Source organism: Tenacibaculum mesophilum, assembly GCF_003867075.1.
In the GTDB taxonomy this organism is placed as follows: domain Bacteria; phylum Bacteroidota; class Bacteroidia; order Flavobacteriales; family Flavobacteriaceae; genus Polaribacter; species Polaribacter mesophilus.
Genome location: NZ_CP032544.1, coordinates 814659 through 830577, shown reverse-complemented (window position 1 = coordinate 830577; position 15919 = coordinate 814659). Strand labels below are relative to the sequence as shown.

The following is a 15919-nucleotide window of genomic DNA, read 5'->3' as shown; positions in this document are numbered from 1 at the left end:
ACATGGAATTGATATTAAAACAAGACGTAGAAAACTTAGGTTTTAAAGACGATGTTGTAACCGTTAAGAATGGTTACGGACGTAACTACCTAATACCTCAAGGATATGCAATTTTAGCTACTTCTTCAGCTAAAAAAGTATTAGCAGAAAACTTAAAGCAACGTGCTTTTAAAGAAGCTAAATTAATAGAAGATGCTAATAAAGTAGCAGAAACTATTAAAGGTTATGAAATCAAAATAGCTTCTAAAGTAGGTTCAGGAGATAAATTATTTGGTTCGGTAAACAACATCGATGTTGCTGCAGCTTTAGCTAAAGCTGGTACTGAAGTAGATAAGAAATTTATCAAAGTTACTGGAGGTAACGTAAAAAGATTAGGAAAATACAACGCTGCTGTACGTTTACACAGAACTGTTGTAGCTGACATCGTATTTGAAGTAGTTGCTGAATAGTAACTAAATTGTTAAATACATGTTAATAAAGTATAAATCCGCTCTGTCGAGCGGATTTTTTTTATGCTTAAATTTGAGTTGTAACATAAACAAAATCAGAACTATTATGAAGAAATTAATAATTTTTTCTTTTGTTTTTTTGAGTTTATCCATCTATTCCCAGGTAACCACATCAAAAATAAAAGGAACTGTAACAGACAATCAGGGAGAACCTTTGTTTGGTGCTAATATTGTTGTTTTACACGAGCCAACAGGTACCATATCTGGAGCCGTAGCTCAAGACAACGGAAGATATACCATACCTAACTTAAGAGTAGGAGGACCTTATAAAGTAACATTTAGTTATATTGGGTTTCAATCACAAGAAGTAACCAATATCTACTTAACTTTAGGTAAGACAACCAATATAGATGGTGTTTTGTCTGAGGATGGTGAACAATTAGAAGAAGTAGTTATATCAACAACCAGAAGTAAAGTTTTTAATAATGACAGAACAGGAGCACAAACTAGTGTAAGTGCTGTTCAGCTAAAAACCTTACCAACCATTTCACGTTCCGCTGCAGATTTTACTCGTTTAGAACCAACTGCAAGTGGAAACTCTTTTGGAGGGAGAAACGACCAGTTCAACAATTTTTCTTTAGACGGATCTATTTTCAATAACCCTTTTGGTTTAGATTCACCAACACCAGGAGGTCAAACAGGTTCGCAGCCAATTTCGTTAGATGCAATTGAACAAATTTCGGTTTCTACTGCACCATACGATGTAACTTTGTCTGGGTTTACAGGAGCTTCGGTTGATGCCGTAACCAAAAGTGGTACAAACGAATTTACAGGTACAGTTTATGGGTTTTATCGAAACCAAGACATGACTGGAGGCAAAATTAAAGGTCAAGAAGTTGTAAAACCTAAGTTAAGTCAAAGCCAATACGGAGCCAGCTTAGGAGGTCCAATTATTAAGGATAAATTATTCTTTTTTGCAAATTTTGAAAAAGATGATAGAGAAGATTTAGGAACAGCAGGTTGGATACCAAACACAGGTAGTGGAGCTGTTAATGAATCAAGAGTACTAGAATCGGATATGATAGCTGTTCGTGATGCTTTAGCAGCCTTAGGGTATGATACAGGAGCTTATGAGGGGTTCACTTATGGTTCGGAATCTACTAAAGGAATTTTTAAATTAGATTGGAATATTAATGATAAAAATAGATTAGCGTTAATTTATAATTTCTTAAGAGCTTCAAAAGAAACACCAGCACATCCAACAGCTCTAGGTATTAGAGGACCAAGTTTTTCTACATTACAATTTGAAAATTCTGGGTATGAAATTAATAATAACTTAAATTCATTTCAGTTAGAATTAAACTCTAACTTATCAGAAACAACTACTAACAAGTTACAAATAGGTTATACACATTTTGATGACTTTAGAAATCCGTTATCTGCACCAGCACCGGTAATTACAATTCAAGATGGTAATGGTAGTAATTATATTATAGCAGGTCATGAGCCGTTTTCTATCAATAACAAGTTAGACCAACGAGTTTTTCAGTTAACAAATAATATGAACTTTTATAAGGGAGATCATACGTATACCGTTGGTTTTTCATTTGAACAATTTGAGTTTGAAAACTCATTTAATTTAACAAATTATGAATCTTTCAATTTTGGAATTTTCCCATATTATGGATTATTTAACCCATACCCAGATGTAGCAACTTTTTTATCAGCTGCACAACCAGGTGGAGTAGTGGAGCAGTATTTAGCAGCTACTCAAAATGCTTACAATTCATTTAATGCTAATGGAGATGGTAATGATGGTGGTTGGAAACTATCTGAGTTAAATGTAGGTCAACTAGCTTTTTATGTGCAAGATGAGTGGGAAATGAATGACAATTTTAAGTTAACTTATGGAGTTCGTTTTGATAAGCCGCTGTACTTCAATACATCTAGTTTAATTCAGAAGTTTATAGATACTGATAATGGAGCAACCAGAGATAATTCTGTACTGTACTACAACCCAAATACAGGAGAAGAACAACAGTTACTTTCAACTAAAATGCCTACAAACCAATGGTTAATTTCACCAAGAGTTGGTTTTAACTGGGACGTAAAAGGAAATAATACAATGCAACTTCGTGGAGGTTCAGGGGTTTTTACTGGACGTTTACCTTTTGTATGGATTGGAAATCAAGTAAGTGGAGCTGATGATGGTTTCTTCCAATTGGTTGATCCAGATTTTAAATTTCCTCAAGTATGGAGAACAAACTTAGGTTTAGACTGGAAATTTGAAAATGGAATTATAGCTACTACAGATATTTCTTATACAAAAGACATTAATGGTGCCCATGTACAAAACTGGGGGCTAAGAGAGCCTACTGCTACTTTAAATACACCATTTGATAATAGAGATATATATAATGGAAGTAATAAAGGAAATAATGCTTATGTGTTTACGAATTCAGACAAAGGTCGTGTATGGAATGCTTCTTTAAAGCTTCAAAAAACTTTTGATAACGGATTATATACAAGTGTTGCATATAATTACTTAAATGCTAAAGATGTAAACTCTATTGAGGCAGAAATTACTGGAGATGCTTTTGCTTTTAATCCAGTGGTAGGAAATGCTAATAATGATGTTTTATCATATTCTAAATATGGAGATACACATAGAATTATTGGTGTAGCGTCTAAGAAGTTTACTTATGGAGGAGATAAGTTTGCTACTACTATTTCTACATTTTTTGAGTATGCCCAAGGAGGAAGGTTTAATTATACTTATGGAGGAGACATTAATAATGATGGGTCTGCTGTAAATGATTTATTATATGTTCCGACTAGTTCAGAGCTTAATCAAATGCAATTTAGTGATCCAGCTCATACAACAGCCTTTGAAAGTTATATACAACAAGATGATTATTTAAATGAAAGAAGAGGGCAGTATGTAGAGCGTTATGGAGCTTTAGCACCATGGAGAGGCAAATGGGATTTAAAAATATTACAAGATTTTAATTTTAACGTTTCTGAAGAAAAACAAAATACAATACAATTAAGTCTTGATATCTTAAATGTAGGAAATTTACTAAATTCTGACTGGGGAGTAGTGCAACAACCAAATAACGTACAACCTTTAGGTGTAAGGTTTCCTGATGTAAATCCAGCTAACACCAATCCATCTAATTATGTGCCAGATTATTCTAAAGAACCTACTTATACATTTAGTACCAATCAGGAACAGACATTTGGATTCGATTCTAGTTTACTTTCTCGTTGGCAAATGCAAATAGGTTTACGTTATATATTTTAATAAAAAATAACATAAAAAAATAATAATACCACTCATTTTTTGAGTGGTATTTGTTTTTTAGTTAAAATTATTTGTAATAAAGGGTGCTTTTCCTGTGAAAAATTTGAAATAAATAAGTGATATTTGTAGATGTAAATAAAGATAGGGGACTTTAATTACAACGTTTTAAAATATAGTCTTTGAGGGGTTGATTATATTTTAAAAAAACTCTGGCCTTATTAAGACCAGAGTTTTTAAGTGTTTATTATAATGTAATGTTTTCTTGATTTTTAATAATATCTTCCATAGTTTCCCGCTTCCTAATCAAATAATCTTTTCCTTTGTAAATCATAACTTCTGCAGGTCTAAATCTTGAATTATAATTAGAAGCCATAGAGAAACAATAAGCACCTGCATTATGGAAACATAATATATCGTCTTCAGATATTTCATTGATTCTTCTATTAGATCCAAAGGTATCATTTTCACAAATATATCCAACAATACTATAAAAACGCTCTCTTCCTTTAGGATTAGATAAGTTTTCTATATAGTGATAAGAGTTGTAAAACATAGGACGAATTAAGTGATTTAAACCACTATCAATACCTGCAAAAACAGTTGAAGTTGTTTGTTTAATAACATTTACTTTTGCTAAAAAATATCCAGCTTCACTAACTAAAAACTTTCCAGGCTCAAACATTAAGGTAACTTCCTTTCCGTAGTTTTTACAAAATTCATTAAATCGGTTAGATAGCTTTTTACCTAGTTCATTTATATCAGTTGAAATATCGTCTTTTTTGTAAGGAACCTTAAATCCACTACCAAAATCAATAAAATCAATATCTTTAAATTGTTTTGCCGTATCAAATAAAATTTCGGTAGCTCTTAAAAAAGTATCAATATCTAAAATATCAGAACCAGTATGCATATGTATTCCATTAATGTGCATTCCAGTATTTTCAACAACTCTTTTTATATGAGGTACTTGATGAATTGAAATTCCAAACTTAGAATCAATATGTCCTACTGATATTTTGCTATTACCACCAGCCATTACATGCGGATTGATACGAATACAAACCGGGATTTTAGGATGCTTTTGCCCAAATAATTCTAATATTGATAAGTTATCAATATTAATTTGAACACCTAATTTAGCAACTTCTTCTATTTCCTGTAAAGAAACTCCGTTAGGTGTATATATAATTTCATGAGGCTCAAAACCTGCTAATAAACCAAGTTTTACCTCTTGAATAGAAACCGTATCCAAACCACTGTTAAGCTTATTAAAAACCTTTAAAATATTAATGTTTGATAATGCTTTAACAGCGTAATTAATTTTTACATTTTTAACTTTAGAAAAAGCAGATGTTATTTTTTTATACTGAGATATAATTTTTTCAGTGTCGTAAACATACAAAGGTGACTGATATTTGTCAGCTAGCTTTAAAAGGTCTTGTCTATTCATTTACTTTAATATTTACAGGCAAAAGTATAGAGGTGAATGATTACAAAAAATAAAATGAAAGAAATTCACAAATTTGTGTTTTTTTGTGAAATTAGGGGTTTTACGTCTAGGCAAAAGGGTATTTTCCTATAATATAATCTTTTAAAAAGAATCATATTTGCCATGAAATAAAATTAAGGGGATTTATTTCAAATAGAATGATATTTTTTAAGGGGTAAAAATATCATAAAAAAACTCTAGCTTTTGCTAGAGTTTTTGATTTTATAAAAGATAGTATAAGATTACTTAAATTTTACCGCAACTTTTTGTGCAATTCCAACAATTACTTCACTAGCTTTTACTATACTTTCAGCAGGAACATATTCATAACGTCCATGGAAGTTATGTCCGCCAGCAAAAATGTTAGGACATGGTAATCCTTTATATGATAATTGAGAACCATCAGTACCACCACGAATAGGCTTAATTAATGGAGTAATTCCCATATCTTTCATCACCTCTTCAGCAATATCAACAATGTGCATTACAGGAGTAACTTTTTCTTTCATGTTAAAATATTGATCTTTAATTTCAACAGAAACTAATTTTTGTCCACGCTTAGCGTTTAAAACTTCAGCCAAATCAAGCATTGCTTTTTTACGGTTGTTGAATTGATCCATATCATGATCTCTAATAATATAGCTCAATGTTGTTTGCTCAACTTTACCCTCCATATGATGTAAGTGGAAGAAACCTTCATAACCTGTTGTTTTTTCAGGAACTTCATCTTCAGGCAATGCATTGATAAATTCACTAGCAATAAGCATTGAGTTAATCATTTTACCTTTTGCATACCCAGGATGTACAATTTTACCTTGAATAGTAACTGTAGCGCTAGCAGCATTAAAGTTTTCGTATTCTAACTCACCAATTTGACTTCCATCCATGGTGTAAGCCCACTCAGCTCCAAATTTCTCAACATCAAACATATGAGCACCTTTACCAACCTCTTCATCAGGAGTAAAGCAAATACGAATTTTACCATGTTTAATTTCTGGGTGTTGAATTAAGTATTCCATTGCAGAAACAATTTCAGTAACCCCAGCTTTATCATCAGCACCTAATAATGTAGTACCGTCAGTAGTAATAATAGTTTGACCTTTATATTGTAATAAATCTTCAAAATAATCAGGAGATAAAACGATATTCTCTTCTTTGTTTAATAAGATATCTTTTCCGTCGTAATTCTCATGAATTTGAGGTTTCACATTAGCTCCAGTAAAATCTGGACTTGTATCAATATGAGCAACAAAACCAATAGTAGGTACTTCATAATCTAAATTACTAGGTAAAGTTGCCATTAAATAACAATTCTCATCTAATTCAACATCTGCCATTCCTATTTCCTTTAGTTCTTTTTCAAGAACTTTAGCTAAATTCCATTGTTTTTCAGTACTAGGAAATGCTGGGTTATTAGGATCACTTTCAGTATCAATAGTTACATACTTTACAAATCGGTCGATTATATGTTGTTTGTTCATCGTAGTATTTTTAAAGCATCAAAAATAGCCATTTCAAATGTATTTTGTCAATTGAAATACGATGAAATTTTTAAGAACTTTTCTTTTTAAAATAGGCAATCAATAAATCGACAACATAACTATATGATTGAATCCCTTTTGATTGATTATTAGCTTTGAGGTAAGAGTTGTACCCTTTCTTTAAATAAGGTTCAATAGGGTTTTTAAACTGTTTCCAATGTAAATAAGTAGCCTTATAATCTTTATAAACACCTTTGTTTACTGTCTTAGCAATTTCTTTACCTAATGCTTTATCTCTTTTGTAAACTTGACCAATACAATAGTTATAAGCCATACGGTATCCAGAGTACTTAAAATACAAGTCTTTATTAGCTATGGAGGCTAAAAAACTCACAAAATTGGCATCATTTTCAGCTGCCCAACCAATTTGATGCGCCATTTCATGACATGTAGTTGCTGGATAACCCGTTTTAGGAATCATATTATTTACTTGCGCTTCTCCTGTTATTGGATTTAAATACCCTGATGTTCCATTGTATGATTGAAATAAACTAACTAATGAGCTTTTAATCGAGGAAGTTTGATAAGTAAGTTGGGGATATGTTTTCGAAAGTTCCTGAAACCCGTTAGGAGCTAACTTATAAATTTCTCTTTGAGAATATGGAACCATTACAGGGATTGAATCATTTTTTGTTATTTGTAAATGGACTTTGTTTAGCTCTGTTACAATCTGTTTAGTTGTTGAAATTAGTTCTTCAGTAGTGTAGGTGGATTGTTTTAGCTCAAGATTTTTAGCTAACGGCTCTCTAAAATAATTTAATCCCCAAAAAGCATAAAAACAAAAATAAATAATAGATAAAATTGCAATAAATTTTACTAACTTAGGAAGGAAGTTTTGAAACCTTTTTTTAATTAAAAAATAGATAGATTTTAATAAAAGATACAATAAAACAAAACCAATTATATCCCCAACAGAAAAAGGAATCCAACCTAGAATAATTCGAAAGAATTGTGAAATATACGGGTAAATTCCATTACTATAATAAAATTCAACCCACTGTGGTTTTTGGCTTATAAAAAGCACAAAAATTACTTGAATAGGCAGAAATAAAGCAACAAAAAAATATTTTTTTAGGTTATGCATGCCACCAAAAATAAGAAAGTTGTAACGTTATCAACAAGTTAATAACAGTTTATTTACAAAAAATGTGCATAAAGAAAATTGAATAATGTCTCTACTAATATCATCTTAAAAATTTACTTTTGCTATTATGGAAAGAACCCAATCTCTCAAAGGAACAAAAATAGATAAAGCTAGAATTATAAGCTTAGAAAAAGGAAAGTTACCACCACAGGCTTTAGAGTTAGAAGAGGCTGTTTTGGGGGCTATGATGATTGATAAAAAAGGGATTGATGAAGTAATTGATATTTTACATCCTGATGCTTTTTATGATAAAAGGCACCAAGAAATTTATGCCGCTATTTACGAGCTTTTCCAAAACTCAGAACCAATTGATTTACTTTCTGTATCAAATCAATTAAAGAAAAATGGAAAGTTAGATTTAGCAGGAGGAGATTTTTACTTAATTGGGTTAACCCAAAAAGTTGCCTCATCTGCACATATTGAATTTCACTCTAGAATTATTCTAGAAAAATTCATTCAACGTAAATTAATTACCATTTCTTCTGAAATTATAGAAAATGCGTACGATGAAACTGTTGATGTTTTTGATTTGCTAGATGATGCCGAAGGGAAATTATTTGAAGTAACACAAGGAAACCTTAAAAAGGGAGCTGAAAGAGCTGACTCTTTAGTTCAGCAATCGATTAATAAGATTCAAGAAATTTCAACCAAAGAAGGGATGAGTGGTTTGGCAACCGGATTTACCAAACTAGATGCATTAACATCGGGTTGGCAACCTACCGATTTAATCATTATCGCTGCACGTCCTGGTATGGGTAAAACGGCTTTCGTAATATCGATGGCGAAAAATATGGCGATTGATTTCGGACATCCAGTAGCGTTATTCTCACTGGAGATGTCATCAGTACAGTTAATTACTCGTATGATTTCTTCAGAAACAGGGTTGACTTCTGAAAAATTACGTAAAGGAAACTTAGAACCTCATGAATGGGAGCAATTGAATGTAAAAGTAAAAAAGCTTTCGGATGCCCCTATTTTTATTGATGATACACCAGCACTATCTATTTTTGATTTACGTGCAAAAGCACGTCGTTTAGTATCACAACACGGAGTTAAAATATTAATTATTGATTACTTACAGTTAATGACAGCAGGAGGAGCAGGAGGTAATCGTGAACAAGAAATTTCGACGATTTCGCGTAACTTAAAAGCACTAGGTAAAGAATTGAATGTACCTGTAATTGCACTTTCTCAGTTATCGCGTGCGGTTGAAACCCGTGGAGGAAGTAAACGTCCGTTACTATCCGATCTTCGTGAATCTGGAGCGATTGAGCAGGATGCCGATATTGTATCGTTTATTTATCGTCCTGAATACTATGGAATGACAGAATGGGATGACGACGATCATTCGCCATGTGAAGGACAAGGGGAATTTATTGTAGCAAAACACCGTAATGGTGGATTGGATAATATTCGCTTGAAGTTTACAGGACACTTAGCAAAATTCTCAGATTTAGAAGAAGGGTTTAGTAGTGAATTCCAATCGAGCATGAACTCAGGATTTAACGATGAAGTAGCATCAAGTAATTTTGCTTCACCAGAAGATGCTTTTGGTCCGAGTGATGACGATGTTCCGTTTTAATCTTTAAATAAAACTTAAAATATAACTGAATACACAATTGCTTAAAAGTAATTGTGTATTTTAGTTTAAAATATAGTTTATGAGAAGATTTTTGTTTTTAGGAATATTATTATACTCAAGTTATTTATACCCCTGTGATTGTGGAATCGAAACAATAGTGAACAAATTTGCCCACTCCAGTTTTGTTGCAAAAGGAAAAATAATTAAGAATTATAAAAACTTGAAGGGAGAAAATGTCTATAAAGCAGATATTAAAATAGACAAACTGTATAAAGGGGAAAAGATTGAGTCAATTTTTGTTTATGGTAGAAGTGATGAGAAGATGGGAACCTCATGCGATATTTTTATACCTGAGGAAACAGAGTTAATTTTTTATGCTCATAAAGATAAATCTGGTAGACTTATAATTGGAATGTGTTCTGGGCTACTTTATTTAAATAAGGAATCTTCAAGAGAAAAAGAAAAGGAAATAAGAGAATTAAAAATACTTAAGTCTTTATCCAAGCTAAATGATAGAGATATAAATAAAGTAAAATTATATTCTTCCGAAATAGGTGATTTATTGGATGATTTAAAAGGTTATGATTCAAAAAAGAAATATGGAATTTATAAGTTGATTTTTTCCAAAAAATTAAGGTTAAAAAGAATAAAAGTTGTTGATGGTTTCACAGATAAGAATGTAGATAAAAAAATAAAAAGAATTTTAAAAAATGTTAAATGGGAACCTCTTAGATATAGGGATTCAATAAAACTAAAAAACAATTACATTTATTTTTTAGATATTTATCATTATTCTAGAGAAAAAAATAATAAAAGTTTTTATACTATATTTAATTTATAAATGAAACAATTTCTCTACATACTAACATTTTTCCTTTTTTCAAATTCACTATGGGCATCCTTTATTTATGTACCTATGAGTAACGAAAATCAAAAGAATCATTTAAAAGCATATGGTATTGTGTATTATGCTTTGCAAAATGGTTTGAAAGCTAAATGGTTATTAAATTATGATGGAGGTGCTTTTTTAATTGAAAATAATGAAGCGGTAGAAAAAGAATGTAAAATACGAGGTGTTTCCTATCAAATAATTTCAGATGCTAAATCAGCATTAATCTTAAAAGAAATTTCTTCGCCTTCTAAAAATCAAGAAGCAGTTACGTTGGAAAAAGCACCTAAAATAGCAGTATATTCTCCAAAAGATAAAATGCCTTGGGATGATGCAGTAACCATGGTACTGACATATGCTGAAATTCCGTTTGATGTAGTATATGATGAAGAAGTATTAAATGATAAACTATTATTGTACGAGTGGTTACACTTACACCATGAAGATTTTACAGGACAATATGGACGTTTTTATGGAGCTTTTAGAACAGCGCCTTGGTACATTCAACAAAAGAAAGATGCAGAAGCTTTAGCTAAGAAGTTAGGATACAGTAAAGTATCAGAAGAAAAAGGAGCTGTAGCCAAGAAAATACGTGATTATGTAGTTGGTGGTGGATTTATGTTTGCGATGTGTTCAGCAACCGATAGTTTTGATATTGCGCTGGCTGCTGATGGCGTAGATATTTGTGAAGGAATGTTTGATGGAGATGCCTCAGAACCTAATTATCAATCAAAAATAAACTTTAATAAAACCTTTGCTTTTAAAGATTTTGAATTGATTCGTAACCCTACTACGTATGAGTTTTCTTCAATAGATATGACTCGTAAACGAAGAATAAGAAAAGAAGTAGATTACTTTGTTTTAAAAGAGTTTTCTGCAAAATGGGATCAAGTACCGACCATGTTAACCCAAAATCATACCATGTTAGTGAAAGGTTTTATGGGACAAACAACATCGTTTGATCCTAATACTATAAAATCTACAGTTATTGTTTTAGGAGGAAATAAAACCAATGGAGAAGGACGCTATATTCACGGAACTAAAGGAAAAGGAATGTTTACCTTTTACGGAGGCCACGATCCTGAAGATTATCAGCATAGAGTAGGAGATCCTAAAACAGAATTAGATTTACACCCAACCTCACCAGGATATCGTTTAATATTAAACAATGTACTGTTTCCTGCAGCTAAGAAGAAAAAACAGAAAACATAACCGATATATGTAATTATCTGTTTTTCAGTGTGTTATGTTGTTTTTTTTAGTTAAGCCTTGTACCTATTTAATACTACTTAATGTATTGATAAACAACGTTTAAGGTTTTTTTAAAGTGATTCGTTTGTTATTTATATAATTTAGTAAGAGTAAAATCAAAACTCGTTTTGTAATGTATTGAATGGTTTGTGATTAGCGCGCAACTTCATGTTTCATTCTTTAGTTTAATAGTTTGATCACCTGTTAAATAGTTTTGGTTTTTAGGCGTATACTGAAAAGCCTAAATAGAGTAGGTAAAAACTAAACTTAAAACTAAATTATCATGGCAACAAAACTTACAGAACCATCTAATGGTGTCGTAAAAGAACAAGTTGGAGCAAATATGGAAACTCCAACTAACGGAATGTATAATACCCTTTGTCAATCATTAAACTTAAGTGACAAAAGCTTTCAAATGATACAAGGTGTATTACCAGTTCAAAGTTCAGCGTCAGAACTATATAACTATTTTGATGGTGTTCCCCCAAAATCTGTAGGAGTATTGTATGAAGGTAACCCTTTAAATACTTTAAGCGGTAATTACGCTACAATGCTAAGTAAAACAGAAGATACAGGTACATTCTTGTATAAAATAGCAATGAGTAATTATACAAACTCTAACAATTGGATTGGAGGCAACATGGGAACTAACCCTATATACATTCCAGCCTTTGAAGAGTTAAAATTACAAGTTGAAAAAGGTTCTTCAGCAACGATTCATTTTGATTCTCAAACGTCTAATGATGATATTCAAAACTCATGGGCACAAAGCAACGGTTCTTCAGGAGTTGGTTTCTGGGGAAAGAAGTCTAATAGTGTTTCAAAGTCATTAAATGAAAAAGCTTCTGCAAGTAGAATTACTGTAGATATGGATTTTAATAAGTATGCTTTTCTAGCTGTTAGAGCAGGAGGATGGTTTTTCTCTGGTTATTTTACAGATATGTACCAAAATCCTGATCAATTTCAAAATCAAGATGATTGGAATAATTTATTTGGTCCATCTGGTTCTTTACAAAGAGTAACCAACCAAGCTTTACTTGTTTCTGGTTACACAATTACTGTAAAATCTTGGGCAACTTATAGTCAATCTGATTTTGAAGAAATTCAAAAAAGTACAGAGACCAATGTATGGCCATTCTATACATCAGGATCATCATCAAAAGCTACATCTAGCTATAAATTTAATGATGATAAAACGATTTCTGTAACAATTACATCTGCGCCAGGAGATTTACAAATTTTTGGTATGGGAGTAATTCCAACAGATAGAGCTGTAACAGGTGGTAGTACAAACCATGTTTTAAAAGCACCTTCAAGATTAATTTAATCTTATAGTTAAGAGAGCACATGATTTTCATGTGCTCTACTTAACCTTTTACATAAATTTATTATAATTAACTTAAAATAATGAATAATGAAGTCCCCCGAGAGTTTTAATTATTTAGTATTAAATGAACTGGCAGAATTATTTAATGCACAATTAAGTAATTTTACATTCTATGCATTTTTACCAAATTTACCCACAAACGAAGCTGATTTTTCAGTTTTAATAGATACTATTCCAGTAGGAACAGAGTTTTTTGATAGCGCCCTTCCACTAAATTATTTTAGTAAGGTGTATGGGAGAATTTTAAATGCTCAAATAAACCAACCTTTAGCGATTCAAATAGGGTTGAATGATTATAATAACGCAACAAACTGGATAGTCCCATATACAATACCAAAGTATACACCTAGTTTAAATACTTTTAAAAGAGCAATAGGAAACTCTTCACAGTCAAAAATTATTGTAAAATCAAACGAACAAGTTATACGCATTCCTGTTTACCCAGAATTTCCTGTTTTAGTTGTAAATACCTCGTTAGATAATTTTACCAATGAAGTGGCAAAATCAGTTGTAACTGTAACCATAGCTTTTAGTGAATCTACTACACAGAAAATTAACTTTGGAAATTGGTTTTCATCTGCTGCTTTTTTATACGCATATCAGACTCCAAGCAATTGGGATGACTCTGTAATATCTTGGGATGAAGTTTTTAACCCCAAAACAGGAATATTAAAAAACATTAACTCATATATATCTGCTGTTTCAGATATGACAATAAAAATTCATATTTCTGGAACATATACAGAAGAAACAGTAAGTTTACTAACATCTATTCCAGAACAAGTAATATTCCCTTTTTATCAGCAAATAAATGGAGCTACAATAGAGTACACTTTAGGAATTGACAAAAGCTTAACAATAACGTTAAAAGTTCCTAAAAATAACGAATACTATCTTTTTGGAGTTCAATATCAAAATGTAGAAGAATTGTTAACTTAACACTTAAAATTAAGAAGATTTATGGTCTTTTACTTTTACTAATTCTTTTATAAAGTAAGATGGTTTTAGGCCTGTGTGTTTAAAAAACGCCTTAGAAAAAGATTCAGCATTTTTAAAACCAACTTCTTGTGAGATGGCTTTTATGGTATATTTCCTCCATAATGAATCTTTTTTAAGTTTCTCAATGGTATATTTAACTCGAAGTTGATTGATATAGTTAGAGAAAGAATTCTTTTTATATTGATTAATGGCTTTTGATAAATAGCTAGTGTTAGTATCTAACCTGTCAGCTAACAATTGTAAGTTAATTTTTGAGTTTAAAAAATCAGTGTTTTTTTCAAAAACCTCAAGTCCTTTCATAATGGTGTTAATTGTTTCATCAGAAAGTTCATATTTATTGGTCGTTTTTGTAACATGCTTTATTTTTTCTTTATCTGTAACTTCTTTCTGATTAACTAATGCTATAAAACGTTTTTTTAAAGATCTCTTTCTTTTAATTTGATAGCCTATCAAAGCAAGTGATAATACTAAAAAAGAAATATAAATTATTCTATTTCTTCTAGACTCTTTGACTTCATTTTGTAACTTTTCTATAACCTTTTTCTTTTCTGATATTAGGTTTGGAATGTCATAATCTTCAGTAAACGTTTTATTTATTTTATTTTTTTCACTAGATTTGAAATCCTTTATTTTTAAGAGTTTTTCTATATATAGTAATTGTTTTTTTAAGTCTTTGTCTCTGTATTGATTGATTAAGTATTTATAAGTATCTTCCAAATATCTACTGGGTATTTTTCTTACATCAAATAAAGAGTCCGCTTTTAAGTGATATTTTAGCGACTTACTATAAAAGCCAATCGTGTCATATAGCATAGCTACTTTAGAATAGGTATTAGTTAATATTCTATAATTCTCATCTTTTTGTATGGCAGAAAGAGATTTTAAATAAGCTTTTAAAGCTTTTTCATGTTCTTGTTTTTTCTGGTAAATAAAGGCTAAAGAATAATAAGAATAACCTAAATTTATACTATCATTTATTTTTTTATATAAACTTACAGCTTTCCTATTATAAAAAAGAGCAGAATCTATTTTATTAAGCTTTCTATATTCTATTGTTATATTTAAAGGGATAGTAGAAAAGAAATTATCTTTTGTTAACAGTTTTTCTTTCAAAGTGTAATTATATACTTTTTTATAAATTTTTAAAGCTTTTTCATTTTCACCTACAGAATTCTGAATAGACCCCATTAAATATAAAACCTTATTTTTTAAATAGGTATCTTTTAGCTTATGAACTATTTGATTCGCTTTCATAAGTTCTTTTAGAGCTCTATTATTCTGTTCTTTATGAAAGAAATAAGTAGCTAGGTCGATGTGAATAATTGCAGATATTTTTTTTGTAGAGGTATTTTCTATAATTTTAATAAGTGAATCACAAAAAGTTAAATAAACATCCTCATTATTTAAAATATCTGCTAACAGGTATTTTCCATTCAACATTTCTAAAGTGTCTTTTTCTTTTAAAGCTTTTGAAAAATACTTTTTGGCATATATCGTTGCTTTTAGGCTGTCAGGCTTACTATTATAAAATAAATCGGATAATTCCTGAAAACTTTTTCTGAGTAAGGTGTCTTGTTTTATATGATTTTGAGGATAAACTTTTAAACTTAATCCAATAACTAGGAGTAAAACAAATATCTTTTTCATAAAAAAATCAAATAGAGGTCAAAAGTACCAAAAAAAACACGATTTACTTATTTTTATAATTACCTGTAAGTGAGTTTTTTGCTTGTTTTTAGAAGTCGGTTTTTATAAAAACAGAGTACAATTGTTTGTGTATCAAACAAACAAATAAGTTCTTTGAACCACGTAAATAAAGGGTTCAGTAATTATTCAATTAGAAAGGGAAAATTTAACGAAAAAGAAAACTTAACTCATATGAAC

Annotated in this window: 11 protein-coding genes; 7 read left to right on the top strand and 4 right to left on the bottom strand. The window is 30.6% G+C overall.

Annotated features, from left to right (window positions below; genetic code table 11):
- Nucleotides 1–2: 2 nt before the first annotated feature.
- Nucleotides 3–449 (top strand): 50S ribosomal protein L9, encoded by a 447-nt coding sequence (gene rplI / locus D6200_RS03905; RefSeq protein WP_047788887.1) that lies wholly within the window; start codon nucleotides 3–5, stop codon nucleotides 447–449.
- 106 nt (nucleotides 450–555) lie between these two features.
- Nucleotides 556–3753: a TonB-dependent receptor gene (locus tag D6200_RS03900; RefSeq protein ID WP_206337269.1), complete on the top strand. Its 3198-nt coding sequence runs from the start codon at nucleotides 556–558 to the stop codon at nucleotides 3751–3753.
- A gap of 244 nt (nucleotides 3754–3997) precedes the next feature.
- On the opposite strand, the gene lysA is transcribed toward D6200_RS03900, so the two are convergent.
- The 3 genes from lysA to D6200_RS03885 form a co-directional block, all read right to left on the bottom strand.
- Complete coding sequence (lysA, locus tag D6200_RS03895; protein WP_047788886.1) at nucleotides 3998–5203, bottom strand: diaminopimelate decarboxylase; 1206 nt, start codon at nucleotides 5201–5203, stop codon at nucleotides 3998–4000.
- Between the two features lie 281 nt (nucleotides 5204–5484).
- Entirely contained in the window at nucleotides 5485–6723 is a 1239-nt protein-coding gene (pepT, locus tag D6200_RS03890; protein WP_073184133.1) for a peptidase T, read from the bottom strand.
- Between the two features lie 70 nt (nucleotides 6724–6793).
- Nucleotides 6794–7867, bottom strand: coding sequence for a DUF3810 domain-containing protein (locus tag D6200_RS03885; RefSeq protein WP_073184131.1), 1074 nt, complete (start codon nucleotides 7865–7867; stop codon nucleotides 6794–6796).
- Nucleotides 7868–7994: 127 nt separating this feature from the next.
- On the opposite strand from D6200_RS03885, the gene dnaB reads away from it, so the two are divergent.
- The 5 genes from dnaB to D6200_RS03860 all read left to right on the top strand — a co-directional run bounded on the left by dnaB (nucleotide 7995) and on the right by D6200_RS03860 (nucleotide 13975).
- Nucleotides 7995–9509, top strand: coding sequence for a replicative DNA helicase (gene dnaB / locus D6200_RS03880; protein WP_047788883.1), 1515 nt, complete (start codon nucleotides 7995–7997; stop codon nucleotides 9507–9509).
- Nucleotides 9510–9588: 79 nt separating this feature from the next.
- On the top strand, nucleotides 9589–10350 hold the full coding sequence (locus D6200_RS03875) for a hypothetical protein (RefSeq protein WP_073184129.1): 762 nt from the start codon (nucleotides 9589–9591) through the stop codon (nucleotides 10348–10350).
- A 75-nt stretch (nucleotides 10351–10425) separates the two neighbouring features.
- Nucleotides 10426–11610 (top strand): asparagine synthetase B, encoded by a 1185-nt coding sequence (locus D6200_RS03870; RefSeq protein ID WP_073184127.1) that lies wholly within the window; start codon nucleotides 10426–10428, stop codon nucleotides 11608–11610.
- Nucleotides 11611–11932: 322 nt separating this feature from the next.
- The gene (locus D6200_RS03865; protein WP_073184125.1) at nucleotides 11933–12976 is read left to right on the top strand and encodes a hypothetical protein; all 1044 of its coding nucleotides are present in this window, start codon (nucleotides 11933–11935) and stop codon (nucleotides 12974–12976) included.
- 87 nt (nucleotides 12977–13063) lie between these two features.
- Entirely contained in the window at nucleotides 13064–13975 is a 912-nt protein-coding gene (locus D6200_RS03860) for a hypothetical protein (protein ID WP_073184122.1), read from the top strand.
- 9 nt (nucleotides 13976–13984) lie between these two features.
- Here D6200_RS03860 and D6200_RS03855 read toward each other — a convergent pair whose 3' ends face one another.
- A complete protein-coding gene (locus D6200_RS03855) occupies nucleotides 13985–15682 on the bottom strand; it encodes an AraC family transcriptional regulator (RefSeq protein ID WP_073184121.1) in 1698 nt (565 codons plus the stop codon).
- Nucleotides 15683–15919 lie beyond the last annotated feature (237 nt).

Excerpts from the sequence above, each read along its gene's own strand:
- rplI (WP_047788887.1), top strand. The coding sequence starts at position 3 with ATGGAATTGATATTAAAACAAGACGTAGAAAACTTAGGTTTTAAAGAC.
- D6200_RS03900 (WP_206337269.1), top strand. The coding sequence starts at position 556 with ATGAAGAAATTAATAATTTTTTCTTTTGTTTTTTTGAGTTTATCCATC.
- lysA (WP_047788886.1), bottom strand. The coding sequence starts at position 5,203 with ATGAATAGACAAGACCTTTTAAAGCTAGCTGACAAATATCAGTCACCT.
- pepT (WP_073184133.1), bottom strand. The coding sequence starts at position 6,723 with ATGAACAAACAACATATAATCGACCGATTTGTAAAGTATGTAACTATT.
- D6200_RS03885 (WP_073184131.1), bottom strand. The coding sequence starts at position 7,867 with ATGCATAACCTAAAAAAATATTTTTTTGTTGCTTTATTTCTGCCTATT.
- dnaB (WP_047788883.1), top strand. The coding sequence starts at position 7,995 with ATGGAAAGAACCCAATCTCTCAAAGGAACAAAAATAGATAAAGCTAGA.
- D6200_RS03875 (WP_073184129.1), top strand. The coding sequence starts at position 9,589 with ATGAGAAGATTTTTGTTTTTAGGAATATTATTATACTCAAGTTATTTA.
- D6200_RS03870 (WP_073184127.1), top strand. The coding sequence starts at position 10,426 with ATGAGTAACGAAAATCAAAAGAATCATTTAAAAGCATATGGTATTGTG.
- D6200_RS03865 (WP_073184125.1), top strand. The coding sequence starts at position 11,933 with ATGGCAACAAAACTTACAGAACCATCTAATGGTGTCGTAAAAGAACAA.
- D6200_RS03860 (WP_073184122.1), top strand. The coding sequence starts at position 13,064 with ATGAAGTCCCCCGAGAGTTTTAATTATTTAGTATTAAATGAACTGGCA.
- D6200_RS03855 (WP_073184121.1), bottom strand. The coding sequence starts at position 15,682 with ATGAAAAAGATATTTGTTTTACTCCTAGTTATTGGATTAAGTTTAAAA.